Origin of the sequence: Chania multitudinisentens RB-25 (assembly GCF_000520015.2) — a bacterium.
Taxonomy (GTDB): domain Bacteria; phylum Pseudomonadota; class Gammaproteobacteria; order Enterobacterales; family Enterobacteriaceae; genus Chania; species Chania multitudinisentens.
The window spans coordinates 2,169,667-2,192,680 of the sequence record NZ_CP007044.2; the positions used below are offsets into that span (position 1 = coordinate 2,169,667).

Here is a 23,014-nt window from a genome sequence, read left to right on the forward strand (position 1 = left end):
AAGCAAGCATTAGGGAATAATGAAGAAAAACAATGCCCCTCAGTGAATAAGAGGGTGGTTATAGATCAATTTATAAAGGACGCAGTAAAGAAAAAGTAACCAGTTAGAAAGGGAGAGTAAATATGACTATAGCTCATACTTATCATAGAGTTAGTGCGCCTTCACCACATCCTTATGGGCAAAAAGGGGAAAGTGTGATTGTAATGGAGTCTTGCCCAATCACTGCACTCGGTATGCGGAATATTTTAGCCCAGTCTTGTGGGTTCGCAGATGGGGTACAACTTGTCAGTAATCTTTCAGAAATCCCTGGATTGATGCACCATCGCCCCGCCAAATTACTGATTATGGAATTATGTGGGGAAGAAGAATCTGTGTTGGATGGCCTCAGGCTGATTGCACTTTGCCTGGAGCACTGGCCATCAACTTCCATGATTATTTGTACTGCGCTTGATGATCCTCGGGTGTTGCAACTGCTTACTGCATCAGGGATTAAAGGCCTGGTACTCAAGCAGGAACCCGCCGTTGCGCTGACACAATGTGTGCAGCAGGTGATTTCTGGCCGCCGCAGTTATAGTCATAAAGTCAGGCAATTATTGTCTAATCAATCCTCTGGTGGAAAAGCACTGACCGCTCGTGAACTGGATGTCTTGTCTTATTTGTTTTCCGGAAAAAGCGTGACTACCGCAGCTTTGATGATGCATCGTGATGTCCGTACTGTGAGTACCCATAAACGCAATGCGATGCACAAATTAGGCTTCCAAAGTGACGGTGAGCTTTATCTGCAAGGTAAATGGATGGCAAAAACTGGCCCGGTATTTGCCCGATAGAATTTATACTGACTATATGTACTCATTCCCGGATGGAATGAGCGTGTTATTCGTACAGGAGTAGTGTATGGACCCTTTATCACAAAAGCCGATCGGCATAGCCCTGATGGATCGCAGCCCTCTTACTTTGGCTGGTCTGTCATGCTTTATTGGAACGCTGAACGAACCGAGTGAGATTATTGTGCAAGAAACCAGTATGACAGCGGTTTCGGAAGGGTTGTTGTATCAGCCTGTCGATATTCTTATTACCGAATTAAATGGCCTGAATGAAACAACGTCCCAAGGGCGTGAAACATTATTGAGCCTATGTACACAGCTGCCTACGCTGCGAGTGATTGTTTATACCCGTAATCAGAAAGGGGATGACTTAGGTAAGCTACTTGATGTTACCAATATCAGCGTTATTTCCCGTGGCGATGAATTGCAATTGGTGGGGGAATTTTTCAACCGAGTGTTCAATGGCGAGCGAGTATTAAGCCCATTGATTGGTTCCTACCTGGCCCGTGCTGATTCTGATGATGTTTCCAGTTTGCATAATCTAACCCGTTGTGAAAATGATGTGCTGACTTCCCTGTTCAATGGGATGAGTCTGCGTGAAATTGCTGAATTACAGCACCGTAGTATTAAAACGATCAGCGCACATAAATGTAATGCTATGCGGAAACTGCAGGTTAAGAATGACAGTGAGCTGTTTTCGCTAAGGAAAAACATTACCCAACAATTCGCGTGTGATTGACGGTTTGTAAATAGGGGCATGGCATCCTATTGGGCCACCTATAGGTAAGAGTAGTATTAGATGCTAGTGGAGCATTAGTCCTTGTTCTCATGGAAGAGAATCCTCATGACTTTATATAACCCACCGATTTCACGCGTTGCATTGCTAATTCCTTGCCAAATGTTGACGAGTGGTATTGAATACCAGCTGAAAGCGCAGGGGGATACCCGGCAGTTTTGGCGAATAGGATCTTTGACCGAAGCACGCTTACGGTTAATGGCGTCCGACATTGAGATGCTGGTCATTGCCTTCAGCCTGCAACAGGCTGACTGGCAGCAACGGTTGCAATTTATTCGAGCATTACGTCAGACAAAACCCGGTATGCGAATCGTCGTGATACTGGATGTCTATATCCCCTATTTTCTGCGGCAGTTGTCTGAGTTGAGCGTCAGCGGTATCTTAAGCCAGCATGATTCTCTGACAGATATCAGGGAAGCTTTTGCGCAAATAGGGCGTGGAGCTCTCTACTACAGTGCCAGAATAGAAAATGCATTGTTGTGTAACTTGAGCAAAACGCCAGATCAGGTAACATTGCGCCTGATGGAGTTGAGAGTATTGCAGCACTTGTTGGACGGCGACTCGGTAAAATATACCGCCAAGATGTTGTTCCGCAGTGAGAAAACGGTTATGGCGCTCAAGGGTAAAGCTATGCACAAGCTGGGCATCACCCATAGCGCTGATCTGGTGGCAATGAAAGAGATGCTGGAACACTTGTATCTGAAGTTGGCCCTGCATGATGCACCAGAGTATCCAATTAATAATCTCTCGAACCGTATTCGCAGCAATGGTAGAGAAGTAAAAACATTGTTGACATGGTTACCCCCGGTTGAGGTGAGTCACTTTAGAGGGGGGATAGCCGGTCCTTATCCAGCAAGGAAGGAATAAAATTTGGAACAGCTTCAGAAAGCCAACGGGCGTGGGCGACTGTTGGTTGGATTTATCTTCAGTAGCAGCCTGTTATTGGCTGGCTGTGGGAGTAAAAGTACTGCCTCTTCACCACCTAGAGTACAACCGGTCGTTGCTGCTCCTGTTGCTGTTGAAAAGCCGGTCCAGCCTGTGATTGAAAAACCTGAGGTGAAAGAAAATCGTCTGGGGTTGTGCCAGAGCGAACTTGCCTCATTGAAAATGGTCAACCCGAAAGCTTACGCTGCCAGAAAAGCTTATTTCGATAATCTGGTAAGAAATGCTTCGGTTTACAGCGCTGTCCGTGGTGATGTGAACTCATCAACCAAGGATACTCTGGATGCACTGTATAAATATAAAACTAATCAGGTGTGCGCTGAAATTGAACGCGATGTATTGAATGGATTGATCCGTAAAGGGGAGAGTGTTAAGTGAAGAAGGGTTTAAAGTACGGCTTTTTTCTTACACTGACACTTCCTCTGAGTTGTGCTTTTGGTGTTGATCAGCTGCAAGATGACGTAACCAGTTCAACGCTTGAGTCGTTAAACGCGATAACCAGCAAAGTGGACGAAGCTCCGGCATTATTATTATTGACGCCTTCTCAGTTGGAAGAGGCAGCTCCCCCTCGCGAGAAAAAAAGCACGGCTAAGCCGGCCAAGAGCGTGCTGAATCAGCGAGCCAGTGAACCTCAATCTGCCCCGGTTGCAGAACTAAAAGCCCTTCAAGCTAAGATCAATCAGTTAAATGCTACCCTGAATCAGCGGGATGAAGCGTTGAAACAGCTGCGCCAAACGGCTCAGCAGGATGCGGATGCACGTGCTGAAATTGCGCAGTTGAAACAAAACCTGCAAGAAAACCTGCAGGCGACGGAACAAATGCAGCAGGATTTAGCGGCGGCTACGGCGATGAAGTCGGAAAATAAGCAGGATGCCAGCCGTTTGCAGCAGGCTTTGGATAAAAGCCAACTGCAAAGTTCCGCATTGCAAAAACAGTTGGATACGCTTGCATTATCATTTAAAGATAAAAACAAAGAAAATCAGGCACTTCAGACACAGCTGAGTGATAGCCGCAAACAAGCTGAAGAAGTCCAAAAATCATTGTCAGTATTAACTGAAAAAGCCAGCGAAAAAGAACAGAAAGCATCAGTGTTGCAAAAGCAAATGGATGCTCTAACAGTGGCTCAAGCGAGCAAAAACAGCGAGCAGGATGCCCTGGCAGCACAATTAGTGCAGAGTAAGAAACAGAATGAGGCTGCACAAAAGCAACTTACAGCACTGACGGATAAAACCGCTGAGAAAGAGCGGCAACTGGTTGAGATGAAAAAACAGTTAGAAACGTTGACTGTATCAGAAAGTGAAAAAAATAAAGGTAATCAAGCGTTGCAGGCTGCTTTGGATGAGAACAGCAAGCAGCGTGAAGCGTTACAAAACCAGCTGGTTGCATTGCAGGATCAAGCCGGTGAGAAAATGCAGGAAAACAGTGATCTACAACAGCAGTTATCTGCGTTGCAGAAAACACAGAATGACGCGATTGTGAAGCCTAAAACCGAGAGCGAAATTCGTGATTATGCGATTGGTAGTTCTTTGGCGGATGATATGTTGACGCTGTTGAAAGAGAGAGCTGCGCAAGGGATTACGGTAGATAATCGTCTGGCCTTGGCCGGTGTGCAGGATACATTCGCAGGCAAGATGAAACTGCCGCAGGAGCAGATAAATAAAGCACTACAGGCCACAGAGGTTGCGTTGGGGGCCAATGAAAAGCAGCGTAAGTTGGAAACTGAAGCCGCAGGCTCGCGTTACACGGCACAATTCAGAAAACAAAAACAGGTGAAGAAAGAAGCTTCTGGCTATTTCTACCGTATCGACAATGTGGGTAAAGGCAAGATTGATGATGCCAGCATTGTCACTGTGGCTGTAAAAGAAAGTCTAACGAATGGTAAGGTAATTAAAGACATGGATGCGGCTGGCACGTCAATCACGCAGCCATTGAATAGTTACCCACCGATGTTTAGATCTGCACTGTCGCAGTTGCAAAATCATGGCAGTATGACAATGGTAGTACCGCCAACCTTGGCTTACGGTGATAAAGGCCTACTACCCGACATCCCGCCGGGTTCTACGATGGTGTATAACGTGAAGATATTAGATGTGGTGGCTCCTGCCGATACTGCTGCTCCTACTTCCGTGAGATAAAACGTAATATTGATTAAAACCGAGAGCGCTGAAGCAAATTTAGAATAATTCGAGCATTTGAATTAAAGATATATTGCCCGAAAGCGCTCAACGTTGCTTGCAGTATAAATAACCGTGTTCTGGATGTTTCTATGCCCCAGATAGTCTTGAATTAGCCGCGTATCGACCCCTCTGTCAGCCAAAGCATAGCCACAGGAATGGCGTAACATATGAGGGTGTACCCGGACGCTGATACCGGCTAATTCTCCATAAGCTTTTATCAAACGATAAAGCTGTTGCCGTGAGATTTGCCCACCATGGCGTGAAAGGAATAACCACGGGCTGTCGGATTCCAGGTAGCGTGGGCGCTGGGCCAGCCATTTGTTCAAGGCTGAACGTTCGCGAATTTGAATAGGGTGCTGAACGGAAAAGCCATTTTTTAAACGGGAAACATGTAAACGATTAGTGGTTAGATCAATATCCTCTAACCGTAATCCACGAAGTTCACTGACGCGTAATCCGTGAATGAAACACATCAGCAGCATGCAACGATCCCGCCAACCATTAGGCCCATCTGGTATGGCAGAAATCATTTTTTCAATTTCAATATGGCTGAGATATTTGCGTTTTTTCATTTTCTTTTCCTGCGTGACAGAAAGCAAATATTATCTATGAAGTGTTTATTTAAACATCGAACACTCATTTTCAGCAATTAAAATAAGAATAGTTGAATCTAAGAAATTTCCGTTAAAATTTACCCAATGCTAGTGTTTAAGAGGCATTGCGCATTATTAACGTGAAAAAAAATAGTATATCAGCTCATTAATTAACCATTTTTCGTGTTTGCTAATGACATGATACTCTGTGATAAACGCAATTTTTAAGCGTTAATAAGTATTTTCTTGGTTTTCCTGCCAGTGGTGCCTTAAATGTGTTATTAGAATACTTGATTTTAGTGAATGTTTTAATTTCAAGTGAAAATTTTATATTATCGCTAATATTATTTTTCATATTCGACTTTTACCCTCCATTAATCTTCTATTTTTAGCCAATGTGAGTTTTTGCAAAACTCACAACAGCTTATTTCCACTGTAATATTGCGGGGTTAGATGAAAATATCTGTGGTTGAGAAGGAATTCAGGCCACCCGCAAAACAAAATATGATTATTATTGATATCATGCTGTCAGTGATTACAATGCCAGCCATTGTAAAGTTTTAATGTAGGGTTTCTCATGGCGTTGTTACGGGTTGTCTTTCACCAGTATCGTTGGTCATTTTTGGCGGTTATGGTATTGACTATGGCCAGTGCCGTGTTGGGTATTGGCATCATTGCCTTTATTAACAAGCAATTGATGGGAGCAACTGAAGATCCATTGGCTGTATTGCCCCAGTTCATTGGCTTGCTGGCACTGTTAATGGGGGTAACGCTGGGTTCACAACTGGCCTTGACCACGCTGGGCCACCATTTCGTTTATCGTCTGCGCAGCCAATTGATTAAGCGCATACTGGATACCGATATAGAACGTCTGGAGCAATTGGGTAGTGCTTCGTTGCTGGCCAGTTTGTCAAGTGATGTGCGTAATATCACCATTGCCTTCGTTCGCCTGCCTGAACTGATTCAGGGGGTGATCCTGACGCTTTGTTCGGCAGTTTATCTTGGCTGGTTGTCTCCTGCGATGCTGGGTGTAACGGCGGTATGGGTTGCTGTGACCGTTTTTGGTAGTGGGTATCTGGTATCGCGAGTTTACCGGCATCTGAATAGCGTGCGTGAGGTGGAAGAACGCCTGTATCAACATTACCAGTCGGTCATTGATGGCAGCAAAGAGTTGGCGTTGAATCGCCATCGTGCCAAAAAGCTGTTCCAGCAAGCGTATCAACCCGATGCCGATGACTATCGTTGCCATATCATTCGTGCCGATACTTTCCATCTGAGTGCCGTTAATTGGTCAAATATCATGATGCTGGGTGCTATTGGTTTGGTTTTTTATATGGCGAATAGCTTGGGGTGGGCAGATACCGTAATAGCTGCAACTTATTCACTGACTTTATTGTTTCTACGTACTCCACTGTTGCAGGCGGTGGGGGCATTCCCAACGCTGATGAGCGCCGAAGTGGCGTTTCACAAAGTAGAATCACTCAAGCTGGCTGAATATCAACAGGCCTTTCCCGTTACTCCGGCTAAAATATGGCAGACGTTGGAACTGCGGGATGTGTTTTTCCGCTATGGTGTTACCGAACAGCAGCAGGGATTTGAGGTTGGGCCGATTAACCTGACATTACAGCGTGGTGAACAGGTGTTTTTGATCGGTGGTAACGGGAGTGGTAAATCGACTCTGGCGATGCTACTGACTGGGTTATATTCCCCTGGCAGCGGGCAAATTCTGCTGGATGGGGTGCCAGTGAGTACGGTAGGCATGGAAAGCTATCGTTGTTTATTCTCGGCCATATTCACTGATTTCCATCAATTTCATCATCTGTTGGGGCCCGAAGGGGAAGAACCGGAGGCAGAACTGGTGGAAACGTGGCTCCAGCGGCTGAAAATGAAAGACAAACTGGAGTTTGATGGTTGCCGTGTGGTTAACCCACAGCTTTCACAAGGGCAGCGTAAGCGTCTGGCTTTGTTGCTGGCCATCGCGGAAAAACGGGATATTTTGCTGTTGGATGAATGGGCCGCAGATCAGGACCCACAATTTCGTCGAATATTTTACCGCGAGTTACTCCCCCAACTGCGTGCCATGGGGAAAACGGTCTTTGCCATTAGCCATGATGATCACTACTTTGAACATGCCGATCGTTTATTACAAATGCGTGCTGGGCATCTGGTGGAACTCATAGGCGAAAAACGCCAACGAGCCAGTAAGGATTCTGTCGCTCAGCTTGGGTAATGAATACCATGCCGGAGATTGGGCCTGTGTGGTGAGCTCTCGGGGGTTACAGCACGGATCACTGCGCATTGGGGCAGCGTTTGAAAAGTAGGGAATAACAGGCTTCGGGTACGTGCGGTTGGTGGGTTCCCACTTTAGGATAGGCATTATTTCTTTAGTGAGTGGCTTTTATGCGAGTTTTCTGTATTTTGGATTTGCATTTTGGTGAAAAATTCAGCATTTTATTTCATAAGGTTATGTTTTCGTGCCGTGGCGACATCTTTTGATAATGTTTCAAATAATTAATTTGTTGAGATTTATCTATAGGAATAAACTACTGAATCGATTGCTTAAAGCTATAAGAAAGATCGCAGCAATTAGTTTATGCTCGGTCACAGTTTTATTGTCATTATCACGAACGAGCAGAATCGATAGATGAAGAAACCCCGTTTGCTTTGGTATTACACAGAAAGCATTTAGGGGGAGGGTGACTCAATAACCTATTGAATACAGGGTAGTTAGGGACGGTGCAATGGATAATAAATCACGTACTTCTAATAGGGATGTGCAGCTGCAACATGAGGCAACACTCCCACCTGCTTGGCAATTGAATGAATTACAACGCGCCTTCATTGAAGATCTTTGGCAGTCAGAGGTGGGCGGTGGCGAATTGCCTGGCGCAACAGAGCACTTGGCAACTTCTGATTAGTATGAATGGTATTACTCTGCGAAAGCTCATCATCGTGGCAGAATTCTTTTGAGTCTGGTTCGAATAACACAGGCTTTAGTGCAGCTGGCGATAGAGCCGCGAGGCTGCACTTTCACTTTGAAAACGCCTAAATCTGTGGTGGTGTAGTTCTAACAAGCACTGTGCCAGCACCGGTAAGTATCCTTTATTTCCTCTCCCGCCTTTATAACGTCTATCCACTCTGAATGGCCACCTGAACTTGCCTTCTCTGTTAAGTATGGACAAATAACCCGACAAATGAGAGCAACTACAGTAAACTCATTGTTGATTTGTATAAAATAAAGAGGAATTACCATGCCCTATTATAATCCCCGCCGTATCGTCCTTTATACCGTTGCTGTTATTCTCATTTTAGTGATTGTCGGGCTGGTGACTTATGTTGGTGTCGGTTTGCTGAGCTAAGTGGATTGATGATGTGGCAAAATTGAATTCTTAAGGAAAGAAAAGCCTTTTCGCTATCTCACGCCGAAATGGCTTTCATTGTTATATTGTTAACCTACCGTTTTGCCTGCCAATAGCAGATTTTATTTCGACTTAAAAACTTTTACCCTGAACTAATAGGTATTAACGAAGCAAAGTGCAAGACGTGCATATTGCATGCGGCCGGGATTTGAGTGGTTCGTTAAACAAGGGAATTTTGGGATAACGCCTCTTTATCTTTCAGGAAAGGTGAGGGGAAGAGCAATAACTGCGGTGCTCTCCCCCAACTGTTCTGGCTAGCTTGGCATTGGTAACGGACCTGGTGCCATCTGGGCTGGCCCATTTTCACTGCGCTTGAAACGCCAGCAGGTCTGGTGATACTTCGCTACGCTGTTGCGGTGTGCCACGCTTACCAAAGTGACATCGGGTAATTCATCCACCAGCAGGCAATACATCAGTTGTTCGGTTTCATCATCCAGCGCACTGGTGGCTTCATCCAGAAACAAAATATCGGGGCGCGTCAGAATTGCCCGGGCAAAGGCCAGCCGCTGTTGTTCACCCGGTGATAATCGGTGGCTCCAGTTGGCGCTGGTATCCAACCCTGATTGCAGGTGTTGCAGACGGCAATTTTCCAGTACTTTCATCAGTTGTTCATCGCTGTACTCTTTATCCTTATGCGGATAGCTCAGCGCCTCACGCAGAGTCCCGATAGGGATATAGCTGCGTTGTGGCAGGAACAGCGTACTGAACTGATCATCCAGACCGATTTCACCGGAACCGTAAGGCCAAATACCGGCGATGGCGCGCAGCAGGGTGGATTTACCACAGCCCGAAGGGCCAACGATCAGGACACGTTCGCCACGTTTCAGCGTTATGGTGGTTGCCCCTAACAGAGGTTGCCCATCAGGTAAAGTCAGGCTGAGATCGCGCAGCGCCAGGGGTAAATGATCTGTGGCTTGCAGTTGGATATCGCGTGTCTGGTGATGGATTTCGTCTACAGCAGCGTTAAAGCCAGCCAGACGGTTGACGCAGGCCTTCCAGGTTGCCAGATTGGAGAATGCATCAATAAACCACGACAGCGCGCCTTGCACCTGGCCGAAAGCAGAGGAAATCTGCATCAGCCCCCCCATTTGGATCGCACCGGAAAAGTAACGTGGTGCGGCGACCAGAAACGGAAAGATATTGGCAAACTGGGCGTAAAAGTTAGTGGCGATATTAAGCCGTCGAGTGATGCGCATGATGGCCCACCAGTTGGCGCGGATTGTTTCAAATCGGCCACTTAACTGTTGTTTCTCCCGTGGCTCCCCCTTATAGAGAGCAATAGCATCGTTATTCTCACGGATGCGGATCAGGCCAAAGCGGAAGTTTGCCTCGTAGCGTTCCTGGTTATAGCCCAGCATGACCAATGGCTTACCCAGCCACCAGATCAATAAAGAACCCAGCACGGCGTACAGCAGGGCAAACCACACCATGTAACCTGGCAGGGTAATGGTATGTTGCGCGATGGCGAAGGTCATTGGCCCGCTGACGTTCCAGAGAATGGTAATAAACGAGAACAATGTCACCAGGCTGGACAGGAGGCCAAGTGATAAGGAAAGCGTGTACTGTGTCAGCACATTGAGATCGTCGGCGATACGTTGGTCTGGGTTATCGACAACCTGCTGTTGTTCGGTATGGTAATAGGCTTGATGTTCCAGCCATTTTCCCATGAATTTTTCTGTCATCCAGCGTCGCCAATGCATCTGTAACCCTTGGGTCAGATAGATTTTATAGACTGCCAGCACGATGAAGATCAACGCCAGATAGGTAAAACGCCACAGTTGTTCTTTAAACACCGGGTAGTTTTTGTTTTGCAGCGCGTCGTAGAATACCTGGTTCCACTGGTTAATCAGCACGCTGATATATACCAGGCCAAGCGACAAAGCGATGATGGCGATCAGCATTGCCCAGGCACGCCATTTTTCTTCCGAGACCCAAAAGGGTTTAATTAATAGCCATACGGCATGTTTCTGCGAGATATTTTTGTTCATGATCTTCCAGAATGTGTTGTTTTCTTATCAGCATGAGCGAGCTGCGCATGATCAACAAACGATGATATGCAAGCAGCCTTATTATTACTAACCTTTTGAAGTATGGCGAATGTACGGTGGAATACAAAGAGAGTGGCTCCACCAAGTATATCTGTGCTGTCTTTCACGTTGCAGATTGTTGGCTACCTTAAAAAACCAGCAACGAAAGGGGAGTTTTCCTGTTACTGGCTTATTTCAAGCAGAGGCGCCGGATGTTTTGCTTTAATAGAGAGAGTTACGCTGAATATTCAGCCTAGCGTTTAATCACTGTGGCTAAACGGGCTGGGAGCTGCTCTACCTGCTGTTGCAAATGTCGCATAAATGTCGCCACCAGTGCCGAAGAGGGGCGGTGCAGTGGCCGGATCAGGCTGACGGTGAAAGGCACTTCCACGCTGAATGGCCGCACATGCACACCATGATTGGCATAATCCAGGGCAGTCAAAGGGTTGATGATCGACACACCAACCCCGGCTTTTACCATGGCACACACCGAGGAGGCGCTGTGGGTTTCCAGCACCATCCGGCGATTGATACCCTGTTCATGAAACAGTGAGTCCAGCAATTGGCGATAGCTGTCGGTGCTTGAGAGGCTGATAAAATTCTCCCCGCTGAAATCCTGTGGCGTCAGCACTTTTTTTACCAACAAGCGGTGCCCGGCAGGCAAGACACAGACTTCATTCATCGTCATCAGCGTGATGCGTTCGGTGCCTGCGGGGGTAAGGGTGTTTTCCGTCAGCCCCAAATCGTGGCGCTGGGCCGACAGCCACTCTTCCAGCAGCGGTGATTCCTGCGGGAGCACGCTGAAATTCACTTCCGGGTAACGATCGATAAACGATTTGCAGACCGCGGGCAGCAACGATTGGGAAAACACCAACAGACAGGCGATGGAAAGTTGTGCCTGTTGAAACTGGCGGATACCAACGGCGGCATTCTTGATGCGATCCAGGCCGTAATAAGAGCGCTGCACTTCTTCGAATAATCGCAGGCCTTGTACCGTGGGATACAAGCGGCCACGCACGCGATCAAACAATTGTAACTGGATCAACTTCTCAAAGCGCGCCAGTTCGCGGCTGACGGTTGGTTGCGAGGTTTGCAGCAGTGCTGCGGCTTCGGTCACATTACCGGTGGTCATTACCGCATGGAAGACCTCAATCTGGCGTAGGGTAATGGTATGCATAGCGGCGATCCACAAGGTAAATAAAGCCATATCATAAATGAATAGACTATGGCGAAATAGATATTTTTCAAATCGACATCCCTCCGGCATGATGATGAAAACTCCATCTTGAGAAGACAGTGATGCCACGCGATTTGAACGATACTTCTACGGCACTGAACGCCACCAATCTGTTGGCATTGCCACCACGTTTTGGTTGCCCGGTCTGGGCCTATGATGCTGATATTATTTGCCAACGTATCAACCAGCTACGCCATTTCGACGTGATTCGTTTTGCGCAGAAAGCCTGTTCGAATATCCACATTCTGCGCCTGATGCGTGAACAAGGGGTGAGGGTCGACTCGGTTTCTCTGGGGGAGATCGAACGTGCATTGCAGGCCGGTTTTCAGCCAGGAGGGGAAGAGATCGTCTTTACGGCCGATGTATTGGATCACGCAACGCTGGCCCGCGTCAGTGAACTGAAAACCCCGGTGAACGCCGGTTCTATCGATATGCTGGAACAGCTTGGCCAAGCTGCGGCTGGCCATCCGGTATGGCTGCGGGTGAACCCTGGCTTTGGCCATGGTCATAGCCAGAAGACCAATACCGGGGGGGAAAACAGCAAACATGGTATCTGGTATACCGACCTGCCACAGGCAATAGCCAAGATCCAGCAATATGGCCTGAAACTGATTGGGGTGCATATGCATATTGGTTCTGGCGTCGATTATCAGCACCTGGAGAGCGTGTGTGACGCTATGGTGCAGCAGGTAATTGAACTGGGGCAGGATATCAGCGCGATTTCCGCTGGTGGTGGGCTTTCGATCCCTTATCAGTATGGGGAAGAAGCGATTGATACCGAACACTATTACGGTTTGTGGCATCGCGCCCGCGAGCGCGTGGCCGCGCATGTGGGCCACCCGGTAAAACTGGAAATTGAGCCGGGGCGTTTCCTGACGGCAGAGGCCGGTGTGCTGGTAGCAGAAGTGCGTGCGGTGAAAGACATGGGCAGCCGCCATTTTGTGCTGGTAGATGCCGGTTTCAACGATCTGATGCGCCCAGCAATGTATGGCAGTTATCACCATATCTCTCTGTTACCGGCGGATGGTCGTGATACTACGGGCCAGCCACAGCGCGATACCGTGATTGCCGGGCCGCTGTGTGAGTCCGGTGATGTCTTTACCCAACAGGAAGGGGGGGGCATTGAAACCCGTTCGTTGCCAGCGGTGAAGGTGGGCGATTATCTGGTGTTCCATGATACTGGAGCCTATGGTTCATCGATGTCCTCCAACTACAACAGCCGCCCGCTGTTGCCAGAGGTATTGTTCGAAAACGGTGAAGCGCGCCTGATTCGCCGCCGCCAAACGATTGAAGAACTGATCGGCCTGGAACTGATCTAACAAAAATCAACCGGCATACGGCCCTGGAACCACGGATTCCCGCAGTTTCAGTTCGCCGGTAAATGGGGTTAACGGCTGTATGGGTTCACCGTTGATTAGGCGAAGAGCTTGGGCGATCGCGGCTTCAATCATGGCATCGATCGGCAGATAAACCGTGGATAATGCCGGTTGCAGGTAAGCGGCGCTGGGTTCGTCGTCAAAACCAAACAGCGAAACGTCCTGCGGCAGGCGTTTACCCGCTTCATGCAGCGCTTTCATCGCACCAATCGCCATATCATCATTGCTGGCAAACAAGGCGCTGAAGTGGGCACCCGCTTGCAGCAGCGTGTTGCAACTGCGATAGCCCCCCGGCACGCTGCTGTCGCCGTAGGTGACGAGTGCATCGATAAAGCCAATCTGATGCTGTGCCAAAGCCTGACGATACCCTGCCAGCCGTGCTTGAGCGGTTGGCGTATCAATAGGGCCGGTAATGCAGGCGATGTCGCGGTGCCCTTGGCGGATCAGATAATCCACCACGTTGAATGCGGCCAACTGTTGTTCGAAGAATACGCAGCGTTCACGGGCTTTGGGCAGATCGCGGTTAATCACCATAACCGGCACTGACAGGTTGGTCAGTAACCCCATCAGCGCGCTTTCGCTCATAAAACGGGTATACAGAATGATGGCATCACAACGGCGATCCGCCAGTAACTGCACGGCTTGCAGTTCATCCTCTGGCGTATCGTGGCCGTCGGTAACGATCAGGTATTTGCCGCTGGCTTCGATCAGTTTGGCGGCCTGGCGCAGCAGGCGGCCAAAATAAGGCCCATCGAAGTTGGAAACGACCAGACCGATGCTGTTGGAGCTTTTGTTCGCCAGGGATTGAGCAAGAAAATTTGGCCGGTAGCCCAGCTCATCCATGGCTTTAAACACCGCATCACGCGTGCTTTTTTTCACCTGCCCGGTGTCATTTAACACGCGCGAAACCGTGGCTTTAGAAACCCCCGCGCGAATGGAGACATCCAACATGGTGATCATCAGTGGTTAACCTCTTGCAACGCCCGCTCGGCAAATAAGGCTCAGTTTAGCATAGGGTTAGGTGACATCTTGCATTGCGCGTGGTTTGAGCCATAGCATAGGTAAAATATTTTTCAGGGGAAGAGAGTGTTTCGTATTGTTCATCTGGCGGATTATCCGCAGCATCAGCAGCAGGTTATTGATTGGCAATGGCAGGCCTTTGGCAGCGATAACAGCCGGGCTTTTTTCGCCAGTATCGTGGAAAGCAGCCTGCGCCGTGATGGGTTGCCGGTCACCTTTATTGCGCTACTGGGCGATAAACTGGTGGGAACGGTGGGCTTATGGCGCTGTGACCTGATTAGCCGCCAGGATCTGACCCCCTGGCTGGCGGCGCTTTACGTTGATGAAAGCCAGCGCGGCAGCGGGCTGGGGCTGCAATTGCAGCAGTTTGTGCAGGATTACAGCCAGCAAGCCGGGTTCCATGAGCTGTATCTGTATGCCGACTTTAGCGGTTATTACGAACGCCACGGCTGGCAGTATATCGGCGAAGCGCTGGATTACCCGGATCGCCCGGTACGCCTGTATACCCGCCATCTTTCAAGCTGCAACTTGAAATCTATAGGGTAATCCATCGCCTTCGGCGTTAGTTTTGCTCGAACACGTTATTGATACTGGCAACGGAATGGCGGCGTACCAGCGTTGGGCTGAACATATTAGTGATTTCCGGTAACGGCTGATGGTTAGCCAGGGCTAACGCCAGTTCCGCCGCCTGGGTGGCCATCGCCACCACCGGATAACGGATAGTGGTCAGGCGCGGGCGCAGGTAGCGCGAAATCAGCACATCGTCAAAACCAATCAGCGACATCTGGCCCGGCACATCAATGCTGTTATCACTCAGCACCGAAAGCGCCCCGGCAGCCATTGGGTCGTTATAGCAGGTGACGGCAGTGAAGTTTTTGCCGCGCCCCAGCAACTCGGTCATGGCGTGTTCCCCGCCGATTTCATCCGGTTCACCGTAGGTAATCAGTTTATCATCGACCTCGATACCGTATTCTTCCAGCGCGTCCAAATATCCCTGCAAGCGGTCGGTGGCATCGGAAATCTGGTGGGTGGAACAGATAATGGCGATGCGCTGATGGCCTTGCTGGATCAAATGGCGAGTTGCTAACCAGGCACCGTAGCGATCATCAAGCGCCACGCAGCGCGCTTGAAACTCTGGCAACGTGCGATTAATCAGCACCATGCCTGGAATCTGCCGCATCCAGACGCTCAGTTCATCATCAGTCAGCTTTTTGGCATGCACCACCAGTGCGGCACAGCGATGACGTACCAATTGTTCAATCGCTTTGCGCTCTTTTTCAGCGTTATGGTAACCGTTCCCAATCAGCAGGAAGTTCTTTGTAGCGTAGGCCACTTGTTCTACGGCTTTAACCATGGCGCCAAAGAAGGGATCGGAAACATCGGAAACGATCAGGCCAAGCGTTTCCGTTGATTGCTGAGCCAGCGCACGGGCATTGGCATTGGGGTGATAGCGCAATTCCTCCATGGCAACCAGCACTGCGGTGCGCGAACTTTCCCCCGCTTTGGGGGAGTTGTTTATTACGCGGGAGACCGTGGCGACGGAAACCCCTGCGAGTCTGGCAACATCCTTAATCGTGGCCATATTTTGTCAATACTTCCTGGGTAATCGCTTACATTCCTCAGTTTTGCGGAAAAAACCGTGAGCTGCAAGCGTTGACGTATGTAACTTGTGGCAGCCATTGCAGATAATGAATATTGTTTTGCCTGAGTATTCCTGAAGGCCGATTCTGGGTTTACATCTTGGCAAACACATCCACACTGCTGGTTACACTTTGCGCCTGACTGTTGCGATTGTCCGCTGGTTGGGGGAAAGCACTGCGGAGTACAGTGAATGTCCCAGAGGTATTAATTGGTGAGAGATCAACATACACGGTGTGTTGAGGCCATTTAAAATTGCACCAACCTACGCGGATGCGTAGGTTTTTTTTTGCCCGCAATATAGTATCCTTTTCCGACAATAAGCTATATCCGTCATACTGAAAGTTGCATGCGCGTTGGCTTCGTGAGCAACCCAGGTCTGGGCCTTGCTCCTTCGGGGCCTGTACTTGAATTATTTTGGGTAGATACCCGTCAACCCCAGGGAGAGTGGGATGATCTTTTCTATGCTACGCACGGTGTTTCGCTGGTTATTCCGGGTACGCGTTGAAGGTGAGGCGCGCTATTTGGAACAGCAGAAAGTACTGATTACCCCAAACCACGTTTCTTTTATGGATGGTGCGTTATTGGCGCTATTCCTGCCGATCAAACCGGTGTTTGCCGTCTATTCCAGCATCACCGAACGTTGGTTCATGCGTTGGCTAAAGCCGTATATTGATTTTGTGCCATTAGATCCCACCAAACCGATGGCGATTAAGCACCTGGTGCGCATGGTTGAACAGGGCAGGCCGATCGTGGTGTTTCCGGAAGGGCGCATTACCGTGACAGGCTCCTTGATGAAAATTTATGACGGCGCGGCGTTTATTGCCGCCAAGTCTGGTGCGACGGTGGTGCCAGTGCGCATCGACGGCCCAGAACACAGCCTGTTTGGCCGTATGGGCGGAGTATTCAAAATCCGTTGGTTCCCGCAAATCAGCATTCATATTTTGCCGCCGACTCAACTTCCAATGCCGGATGCCCCGCGTGCCCGTGAACGCCGGATACTGGCCGGTGACAAACTGCATCAGATCATGATGCAGGCACGGATGGACACCCGCGAACCACAAACCTTGTTCAGTGCGTTGCTGGCAGCGCAGCATCGCTATGGCCGCAACAAGCCCTGTATTGAAGATGTCGCCTTCAAAGAAGACAGCTACCAGCAGCTTATCAAAAAGGCGCTGGGGGTCAGCCGTATTCTGCAACGCTTTACTGAGCAGGGTGAACACGTTGGTATGCTGTTGCCGAACGCCACCATTACCGCGGCGGCCATTTTTGGTGCTTCGCTACGGGGCCGAATACCGGCGATGCTGAACTATACCGCCGGGGCTAACGGGCTGAAAAGCGCGCTGACGGCGGCTACCATCAAAACCATTGTTACCTCGCGCCAGTTTCTGGAGAAAGGCAAACTGACCCATCTGCCTGAGCAGGTGCCGGAAGCTAACTGGGTGTATCTGGAAGATTTGAAGGATACTGTAACTCTGGAGGATAAACTGTGGATCTTACGCCATCTGTTCCAACCGCGGCGGGCGATGTTGCCACAGCAGCCGGATGATGCGGCGCTGATCCTGTTTACCTCCGGTTCGGAAGGCAATCCTAAAGGCGTGGTGCACTCTCATGCCAGCCTGCTGGCGAACGTGGAACAGATCCGCACTATTGCAGATTTCACCCCGCGCGATCGTTTTATGTCCTCACTGCCGCTGTTTCACTCTTTCGGCCTGACGGTAGGGTTGATTACTCCGCTGATGACCGGCAGCCGGATTTTCCTCTATCCCAGCCCGCTGCATTATCGTGTGGTGCCGGAATTGGTGTATGACCGCAACTGTACCGTGTTGTTTGGCACAGCCACCTTCCTCAACAACTATGCGCGTTTCGCTCATCCGTATGATTTCGCCCGTTTGCGCTACGTGGTGGCGGGGGCCGAGAAGCTGGCGGACAGCACCAAACAGATCTATCAGGACAAATACGGTATCCGCATTCTGGAAGGCTATGGTGTGACCGAGTGCGCGCCGGTGGTGTCGATCAACGTACCGATGGCGGCAAAAGTGGGCACCGTGGGCCGCATTATGCCGAAAATGGAGGCACGTTTGATGACGGTGCCGGGCATCGAGCAAGGTGGCCGTTTGCAATTGAAAGGCCCAAACATCATGAAAGGCTATCTGCGCGTTGAGCGCCCTGGCGAACTGGAACCACCGGCCGCTGAGGACGAAAACGGCGTATTGCAGCCCGGTTGGTATGATACTGGGGATATCGTCACGCTGGATGAGCAGGGTTATTGTACCATCCGTGGCCGTGTGAAACGTTTTGCCAAGCTGGCGGGGGAGATGATCTCGCTGGAAAGTGTGGAGCAGTTGGCATGGCGCCTGGCTCCTGAAGGGCAGCATGCCGCGACGGTGAAAAGCGACAGCAGTAAAGGTGAAGCGCTGGTGTTGTTCACCAATGACAGCAGCATCACCCGCGACGCCTTGCTGCGGGTGGCGCGTGAACAGGGCAGCCCAGAGCTGGCGGTGCCGCGTGATATCCGTCTGGTGAAGGCGTTGCCGTTGCTTGGCAGTGGCAAGCCGGATTTTGTTACCCTGCGTAAAATGGCCGAACAGCCGGAGAATGCCTGATGAATGCTACCGATTCACCATTGCTGTCGCGCGGCATGATAGCCGTTATCTGTGCTCAATTCCTATCTGCGTTTGGCGATAACGCCTTGTTGTTTGCCACGCTGGCGTTGATTAAACAGCAGATGTATCCCGACTGGAGCCAACCGATACTGCAAATGGCGTTTGTCGCTACCTATATCATTTTGGCACCGTTCGTTGGTCAGATTGCTGACAGCTTTGCCAAAGGGCGGGTGATGATGGTGGCCAATGGCCTGAAACTGGCCGGTGCGCTGGTGATCTGCTTCGGTCTGAATCCATTCCTGGGCTACAGCCTGGTGGGGGTGGGGGCAGCGGCGTATTCACCAGCGAAGTACGGCATCCTGGGGGAAATCACCAGCGGTGAAAAATTGGTGAAGGCCAATGGCTTGATGGAAGCTTCTACTATTGCTGCGATCCTGGTCGGTTCGGTCGCCGGTGGTTTGTTGGCGGACTGGCATATTGTAGCAGCGCTGGCGGTGTGTGCATTGGTCTACGGTGCAGCGGTGGTTGCCAACCTGTATATTCCGCGCCTGCCGGCGGCGCATAAGGTGGCTTCCTGGCACCCGCGTGCTATGGGGCGCAGTTTTTTTAATGCCTGCGTGGTGCTGTGGCGTGATGGTCAAACGCGCTTTTCCCTGATTGGCACCAGCCTGTTCTGGGGCGCAGGGGTGACGCTGCGTTTCCTGCTGGTATTGTGGGTGCCGGTGGCGCTGGGCATTAGTGATAACGCCACTCCAACCATGCTCAATGCCATGGTTGCCATCGGGATAGTGGGGGGCGCTGGTGCAGCGGCGCGCTTCGTCACGTTGGAAACGGTCAAGCGCTGTATGCCTGCCGGGATTTTGATCGGGGTGGCAGTGGCGTTTTTCGCTGTGCAAACCACCATGCTGAACGCCTATATCTTGTTACTGTTGATTGGTGTGCTGGGCGGGTTCTTTGTGGTGCCGTTGAATGCGCTGTTGCAGGAGCGCGGTAAGCGTTCAGTCGGGGCGGGCAATGCCATTGCGGTACAGAACCTGGGTGAAAACACGGCCATGTTGCTGATGCTTGGTCTGTATTCGCTGGTGGTTAAACTGGGCGTGCCGGTGGTGGGCGTCGGGATTGGTTTTGGCGTGGTGTTTGCCCTGGCGATTACCGTGCTCTGGGTATCACAGTTCCGGGCGAAATAAATAAAGCGGGGGCGCAGATGCGCCCCTAAATCATTTATTAAGGGGCCGGAATGGTAAAGCGAGTGTGGATCTCTTCTAACGCCTGCAACACTTCCTCTTCTAGAATCACATCAAAACTGTCGATATTACTTTTCAACTGTTCCAGTGTGGTCGCCCCCAGCAGGGTGCTGGCAACGAAAGGCTGCTGGCGTACAAACGCCAAGGCCATTTGGGCAGGATCAAGGCCATGTTTCTTCGCCAGCGCGACATATTCGGCAACCGCCAACTGGCTTTGCGCCGAAGTGTAACGGGTGAAGCGGCTGAACAGGGTATTACGTGCTCCAGCCGGTTTGGCGCCGTTCAGGTATTTGCCCGTCAGTGTACCGAATGCCAGGCTGGAGTAGGCTAACAGTTCAACCCCTTCGTGCTGGCTGATTTCTGCCAGGCCGATCTCAAAGCTGCGGTTTAGCAGGCTATAGGGGTTCTGGATCGAAACAATACGTGGCAGTTCATGTTTTTCCGCCAGTTGCAGATAACGCATCACACCCCACGGCGTTTCGTTCGAAATGCCGATATAGCGGATTTTACCTGCACGCACTTGCTCGGTCAGTGCTTCCAGCGTTTCCAGCAGCGGAATGGAGGCCTTTTCATCGGTATAGCGATAGTTAAGTTTACCGAAGCAATTGGTCGTGCGTTGTGGCCAATGCACCTGATAAAGATCGAGATAATCGGTGTTCAACCGTTTCAGGCTGGCATCCAGCGCGGCACGAATGTTTTTGCGATCCAGTGCCTGTTGCGGGCGGATACTATTATCACTGCCGCGCAGCGGTCCGGCGATTTTGCTCGCTAAAACGATTTTTTCGCGATTGCCACGCGCCTTGATCCAATTACCGATGTATTGCTCGGTCAGCCCCTGCGTTTCTGGGCGGGGAGGGACGGGGTACATCTCTGCGGTGTCGATCAGGTTGACGCCAGCGGCTAATGCGTAATCCAGTTGTGCATGGGCATCGGCTTCGCTGTTTTGCTCGCCAAAGGTCATAGTACCCAATCCCAGCACGCTCACTTCCAAAGAACTGTGGGGAATACGATGGTATTGCATTAACGGCCTTCCTTAAATATTAAGCGCTTGCGGATGGTGAAACAGAAAACGGCAATAAAGACGCCTTTCCTGACTATAACCAAGCTGTGCAGATGGGGAAAGTGGATTATCACCTTTGTGCTTGAGATGACAGGGGAAATTAAATGTGGCCCGCTAAAAATCAGTATAGGGGTGCCCTATATTGAGAAATGCCTTGCTAATAACGCGCCAGTGAAGCTTTTTTTCAGGTAGAAACCGCGTGGCAGAGTGAGAATAGGTTGGCCCTGTTCGCCGATGGCCTCGGTTAATGCTTTGCTATTGGCCGCTTTGGGGCGCAGTTGCAGCACCTCACCATGGCGGGCAGTAATACGTTCTACGTGGCCGAGCACGATGAGATCCATCAGTTCTTCCCAGTCGCGGCGCAGCATATCCTCTTCTTGCTGATTCGGTTGCCACAACAGGGGGGAACCGATGCGGCGCTGTGCCAGTGGGATCTGCCGCTCGCCTTCCACCGGTATCCACAGGACGCGGGCCAGTTTGTGGCGTACATGGCTGTTTGCCCAGGTTACACCGCTGTTGCCGGTGAGCGGAGCCACGCAGACAAAGGTGGTTTCCAGTGGTTTACCGGCGGCATCGATCGGGATAGTTTTTAACTCAATGCCCAGTGCGGGGAAATCTTGCTCTGGTTTGCTGCCAGCCATCGCTCCTAAATACAACTCCAACAGCATGCCTACCCAGCCTTTATCACGTTTCAGATCGTGAGGAATGGCAATTTGCGCGCGGGAAGCCAGTTCACCCAGATTGAAACCGGCCAGTGCCTGGGCTCGTTCAAACAACTGCTGTTCATTTTCCGGCGGTAGAGGGAGTGAGGATAAAAACGTCATAAATCAAACCTGTGAATTTAGGTTAAAAAACACACTGTGTTTGCTCACAACTGAAAACAGCGGAGTAACGTTGAGGAAAAGAATAATAATAGCATGATTTTTCATGGTTTTTTTCAAAGAAAAACGGCTGGGGAAAATCCTCATTTACGCTTGTGCACGTGAAGCCACCGACAATGAACAGGATCTTACACCTATTTATCCACAGATTTATGGGATAACCCAAATTTTTGCCGATCACTGGTTTGATTTACAGCCTTGACGTAGCCACTTTTTTGCGAAGTTGTTCGTTTTATACGTCACTTTAGAGGATAATCTGTGGATAAAATCAGCGCTGATGGATCTTTCGCCAGGAGAAGAACCTTATCGTGCTAAGAGCGCATTTTTCTCCTGTATATAAGTGATTTTATGTTTTTAGTGATTTGTTTTTTAAATAAAAAATTAAATAACGGTTAACGGGGGAGATGGTGTTAAACAGAGTTTTACCGGCTTATCCCTGGAGTTTTTCACACACCTATCCACAGAAAAAGTGAATAAAACCGCCGGTGGGATGCCCTGCATGTTTATAACTTTGCCATTATCTGTGAATTATCCCAATGTTATTCGAGCCACAGCGCTGAAAAGCAGTGGTTTACCGCCTGTAGCTTGTGTGAAACAATCAGGTTATCTATACGAATTTATGCTTATCGAGGTAGTCCGGTGATCGATGATGATGGCTACCGCCCGAATGTTGGTATCGTAATCTGTAATCGTCAGGGACAGGTCTTATGGGCCCGTCGTTACGGTCAGCACTCCTGGCAGTTTCCCCAAGGTGGGATAAACCCTGGCGAAACGCCTGAGCAAGCGATGTACCGTGAGCTGTTCGAAGAAGTGGGGTTGAGTAAAAAGGATGTGCGTATCCTGGCCTCAACCCGCAACTGGTTGCGCTATAAGTTGCCAAAACGTTTGGTGCGTTGGGATACAAAGCCGGTTTGTATCGGCCAAAAGCAGAAATGGTTTCTGTTACAGTTAATGTGCAGTGACGCGGATATCAATATGCAACGTAGCAGTACGCCGGAATTTGACGGCTGGCGTTGGGTCAGTTTTTGGTATCCGGTACGCCAGGTGGTGTCGTTCAAACGTGACGTTTATCGCCGAGTTATGAAAGAATTTGCCGTGACTGTGATGCCAATGCAGGAACAGGCAGCGCTGCGGCAGGTTTCCGCTTATCGCCGAAAGAGAGGTTAAGTCAAGC

General features: G+C 49.9%; 19 protein-coding genes. 12 read left to right on the forward strand and 7 right to left on the reverse strand.

The genetic code is table 11. The features are described from left to right. Nucleotides 1-122: 122 nt before the first annotated feature. The 5 genes from Z042_RS09560 to Z042_RS09580 all read left to right on the forward strand — a co-directional run bounded on the left by Z042_RS09560 (nt 123) and on the right by Z042_RS09580 (nt 4,697). Complete coding sequence (locus Z042_RS09560) at nt 123-827, forward strand: LuxR C-terminal-related transcriptional regulator (RefSeq protein WP_024910093.1); 705 nt, start codon at nt 123-125, stop codon at nt 825-827. A 67-nt stretch (nt 828-894) separates the two neighbouring features. Continuing rightward, nucleotides 895-1,563, forward strand: coding sequence for a response regulator transcription factor (locus Z042_RS09565; protein ID WP_024910094.1), 669 nt, complete (start codon nt 895-897; stop codon nt 1,561-1,563). Nucleotides 1,564-1,668: 105 nt separating this feature from the next. Beyond that, complete coding sequence (locus tag Z042_RS09570; RefSeq protein WP_024910095.1) at nt 1,669-2,487, forward strand: LuxR C-terminal-related transcriptional regulator; 819 nt, start codon at nt 1,669-1,671, stop codon at nt 2,485-2,487. Nucleotides 2,488-2,490: 3 nt separating this feature from the next. Further along, a complete protein-coding gene (locus Z042_RS25605) occupies nt 2,491-2,940 on the forward strand; it encodes a hypothetical protein (RefSeq protein WP_024910096.1) in 450 nt (149 codons plus the stop codon). Continuing rightward, complete coding sequence (locus Z042_RS09580) at nt 2,937-4,697, forward strand: FKBP-type peptidyl-prolyl cis-trans isomerase N-terminal domain-containing protein (RefSeq protein ID WP_024910097.1); 1,761 nt, start codon at nt 2,937-2,939, stop codon at nt 4,695-4,697. The genes Z042_RS25605 and Z042_RS09580 overlap by 4 nt, the downstream gene beginning before the upstream one ends. A gap of 62 nt (nt 4,698-4,759) precedes the next feature. Here the strand turns inward: Z042_RS09580 and Z042_RS09585 are convergent, their stop codons facing one another. Next, a complete protein-coding gene (locus Z042_RS09585; protein WP_024910098.1) occupies nt 4,760-5,311 on the reverse strand; it encodes a tyrosine-type DNA invertase in 552 nt (183 codons plus the stop codon). 598 nt (nt 5,312-5,909) lie between these two features. Here Z042_RS09585 and Z042_RS09590 point away from each other — a divergent pair. Both Z042_RS09590 and Z042_RS25955 read left to right on the forward strand, forming a co-directional pair. Continuing rightward, nucleotides 5,910-7,562: a multidrug ABC transporter permease/ATP-binding protein gene (locus Z042_RS09590; RefSeq protein ID WP_024910099.1), complete on the forward strand. Its 1,653-nt coding sequence runs from the start codon at nt 5,910-5,912 to the stop codon at nt 7,560-7,562. A 511-nt stretch (nt 7,563-8,073) separates the two neighbouring features. After that, the gene (locus tag Z042_RS25955) at nt 8,074-8,250 is read left to right on the forward strand and encodes a hypothetical protein (protein ID WP_154666935.1); all 177 of its coding nucleotides are present in this window, start codon (nt 8,074-8,076) and stop codon (nt 8,248-8,250) included. 755 nt (nt 8,251-9,005) lie between these two features. On the opposite strand, the gene Z042_RS09595 is transcribed toward Z042_RS25955, so the two are convergent. Further along, entirely contained in the window at nt 9,006-10,739 is a 1,734-nt protein-coding gene (locus tag Z042_RS09595; RefSeq protein WP_024910100.1) for an ABC transporter ATP-binding protein/permease, read from the reverse strand. A gap of 292 nt (nt 10,740-11,031) precedes the next feature. Then, nucleotides 11,032-11,955, reverse strand: a complete 924-nt coding sequence (locus tag Z042_RS09600; RefSeq protein WP_024910101.1) for a LysR family transcriptional regulator — start codon at nt 11,953-11,955, stop codon at nt 11,032-11,034. 122 nt (nt 11,956-12,077) lie between these two features. Here Z042_RS09600 and lysA point away from each other — a divergent pair, with 122 nt between their 5' ends. After that, a complete protein-coding gene (gene lysA, locus Z042_RS09605; RefSeq protein WP_024910102.1) occupies nt 12,078-13,334 on the forward strand; it encodes a diaminopimelate decarboxylase in 1,257 nt (418 codons plus the stop codon). Between the two features lie 6 nt (nt 13,335-13,340). On the opposite strand, the gene Z042_RS09610 is transcribed toward lysA, so the two are convergent. Beyond that, on the reverse strand, nt 13,341-14,351 hold the full coding sequence (locus Z042_RS09610; RefSeq protein WP_024910103.1) for a LacI family DNA-binding transcriptional regulator: 1,011 nt from the start codon (nt 14,349-14,351) through the stop codon (nt 13,341-13,343). Between the two features lie 126 nt (nt 14,352-14,477). Between Z042_RS09610 and Z042_RS09615 the strand changes: the two genes are divergently transcribed. Beyond that, a complete protein-coding gene (locus Z042_RS09615) occupies nt 14,478-14,957 on the forward strand; it encodes a GNAT family N-acetyltransferase (protein WP_024910104.1) in 480 nt (159 codons plus the stop codon). Between the two features lie 16 nt (nt 14,958-14,973). Here the strand turns inward: Z042_RS09615 and galR are convergent, their stop codons facing one another. Beyond that, entirely contained in the window at nt 14,974-15,993 is a 1,020-nt protein-coding gene (gene galR, locus Z042_RS09620) for an HTH-type transcriptional regulator GalR (RefSeq protein WP_024910105.1), read from the reverse strand. 508 nt (nt 15,994-16,501) lie between these two features. On the opposite strand from galR, the gene aas reads away from it, so the two are divergent. Together aas and lplT are read left to right on the forward strand one after the other, a co-directional pair. Further along, nucleotides 16,502-18,655: a bifunctional acyl-ACP--phospholipid O-acyltransferase/long-chain-fatty-acid--ACP ligase gene (gene aas, locus Z042_RS09625; protein ID WP_024910106.1), complete on the forward strand. Its 2,154-nt coding sequence runs from the start codon at nt 16,502-16,504 to the stop codon at nt 18,653-18,655. Further along, complete coding sequence (gene lplT, locus Z042_RS09630; RefSeq protein WP_024910107.1) at nt 18,655-19,842, forward strand: lysophospholipid transporter LplT; 1,188 nt, start codon at nt 18,655-18,657, stop codon at nt 19,840-19,842. The genes aas and lplT overlap by 1 nt, the downstream gene beginning before the upstream one ends. A gap of 37 nt (nt 19,843-19,879) precedes the next feature. On the opposite strand, the gene Z042_RS09635 is transcribed toward lplT, so the two are convergent. Both Z042_RS09635 and mutH read right to left on the reverse strand, forming a co-directional pair. Next, nucleotides 19,880-20,920: an NADP(H)-dependent aldo-keto reductase gene (locus Z042_RS09635; protein WP_024910108.1), complete on the reverse strand. Its 1,041-nt coding sequence runs from the start codon at nt 20,918-20,920 to the stop codon at nt 19,880-19,882. 176 nt (nt 20,921-21,096) lie between these two features. Then, the gene (mutH, locus tag Z042_RS09640) at nt 21,097-21,783 is read right to left on the reverse strand and encodes a DNA mismatch repair endonuclease MutH (protein WP_024910109.1); all 687 of its coding nucleotides are present in this window, start codon (nt 21,781-21,783) and stop codon (nt 21,097-21,099) included. A gap of 696 nt (nt 21,784-22,479) precedes the next feature. Here mutH and rppH point away from each other — a divergent pair. Further along, on the forward strand, nt 22,480-23,007 hold the full coding sequence (gene rppH, locus Z042_RS09645) for an RNA pyrophosphohydrolase (RefSeq protein WP_024910110.1): 528 nt from the start codon (nt 22,480-22,482) through the stop codon (nt 23,005-23,007). The last annotated feature ends 7 nt before the right edge of the window (nt 23,008-23,014 follow it).

What these genes read in the sequence shown, in the direction of transcription:
- Z042_RS09560 (WP_024910093.1), top strand. Translation starts at nt 123, where the DNA reads ATGACTATAGCTCATACTTATCATAGAGTTAGTGCGCCTTCACCACAT.
- Z042_RS09565 (WP_024910094.1), top strand. Translation starts at nt 895, where the DNA reads ATGGACCCTTTATCACAAAAGCCGATCGGCATAGCCCTGATGGATCGC.
- Z042_RS09570 (WP_024910095.1), top strand. Translation starts at nt 1,669, where the DNA reads ATGACTTTATATAACCCACCGATTTCACGCGTTGCATTGCTAATTCCT.
- Z042_RS09585 (WP_024910098.1), bottom strand. Translation starts at nt 5,311, where the DNA reads ATGAAAAAACGCAAATATCTCAGCCATATTGAAATTGAAAAAATGATT.
- Z042_RS09590 (WP_024910099.1), top strand. Translation starts at nt 5,910, where the DNA reads ATGGCGTTGTTACGGGTTGTCTTTCACCAGTATCGTTGGTCATTTTTG.
- Z042_RS25955 (WP_154666935.1), top strand. Translation starts at nt 8,074, where the DNA reads ATGGATAATAAATCACGTACTTCTAATAGGGATGTGCAGCTGCAACAT.
- Z042_RS09595 (WP_024910100.1), bottom strand. Translation starts at nt 10,739, where the DNA reads ATGAACAAAAATATCTCGCAGAAACATGCCGTATGGCTATTAATTAAA.
- Z042_RS09600 (WP_024910101.1), bottom strand. Translation starts at nt 11,955, where the DNA reads ATGCATACCATTACCCTACGCCAGATTGAGGTCTTCCATGCGGTAATG.
- lysA (WP_024910102.1), top strand. Translation starts at nt 12,078, where the DNA reads ATGCCACGCGATTTGAACGATACTTCTACGGCACTGAACGCCACCAAT.
- Z042_RS09610 (WP_024910103.1), bottom strand. Translation starts at nt 14,351, where the DNA reads ATGATCACCATGTTGGATGTCTCCATTCGCGCGGGGGTTTCTAAAGCC.
- galR (WP_024910105.1), bottom strand. Translation starts at nt 15,993, where the DNA reads ATGGCCACGATTAAGGATGTTGCCAGACTCGCAGGGGTTTCCGTCGCC.
- aas (WP_024910106.1), top strand. Translation starts at nt 16,502, where the DNA reads ATGATCTTTTCTATGCTACGCACGGTGTTTCGCTGGTTATTCCGGGTA.
- lplT (WP_024910107.1), top strand. Translation starts at nt 18,655, where the DNA reads ATGAATGCTACCGATTCACCATTGCTGTCGCGCGGCATGATAGCCGTT.
- Z042_RS09635 (WP_024910108.1), bottom strand. Translation starts at nt 20,920, where the DNA reads ATGCAATACCATCGTATTCCCCACAGTTCTTTGGAAGTGAGCGTGCTG.
- mutH (WP_024910109.1), bottom strand. Translation starts at nt 21,783, where the DNA reads ATGACGTTTTTATCCTCACTCCCTCTACCGCCGGAAAATGAACAGCAG.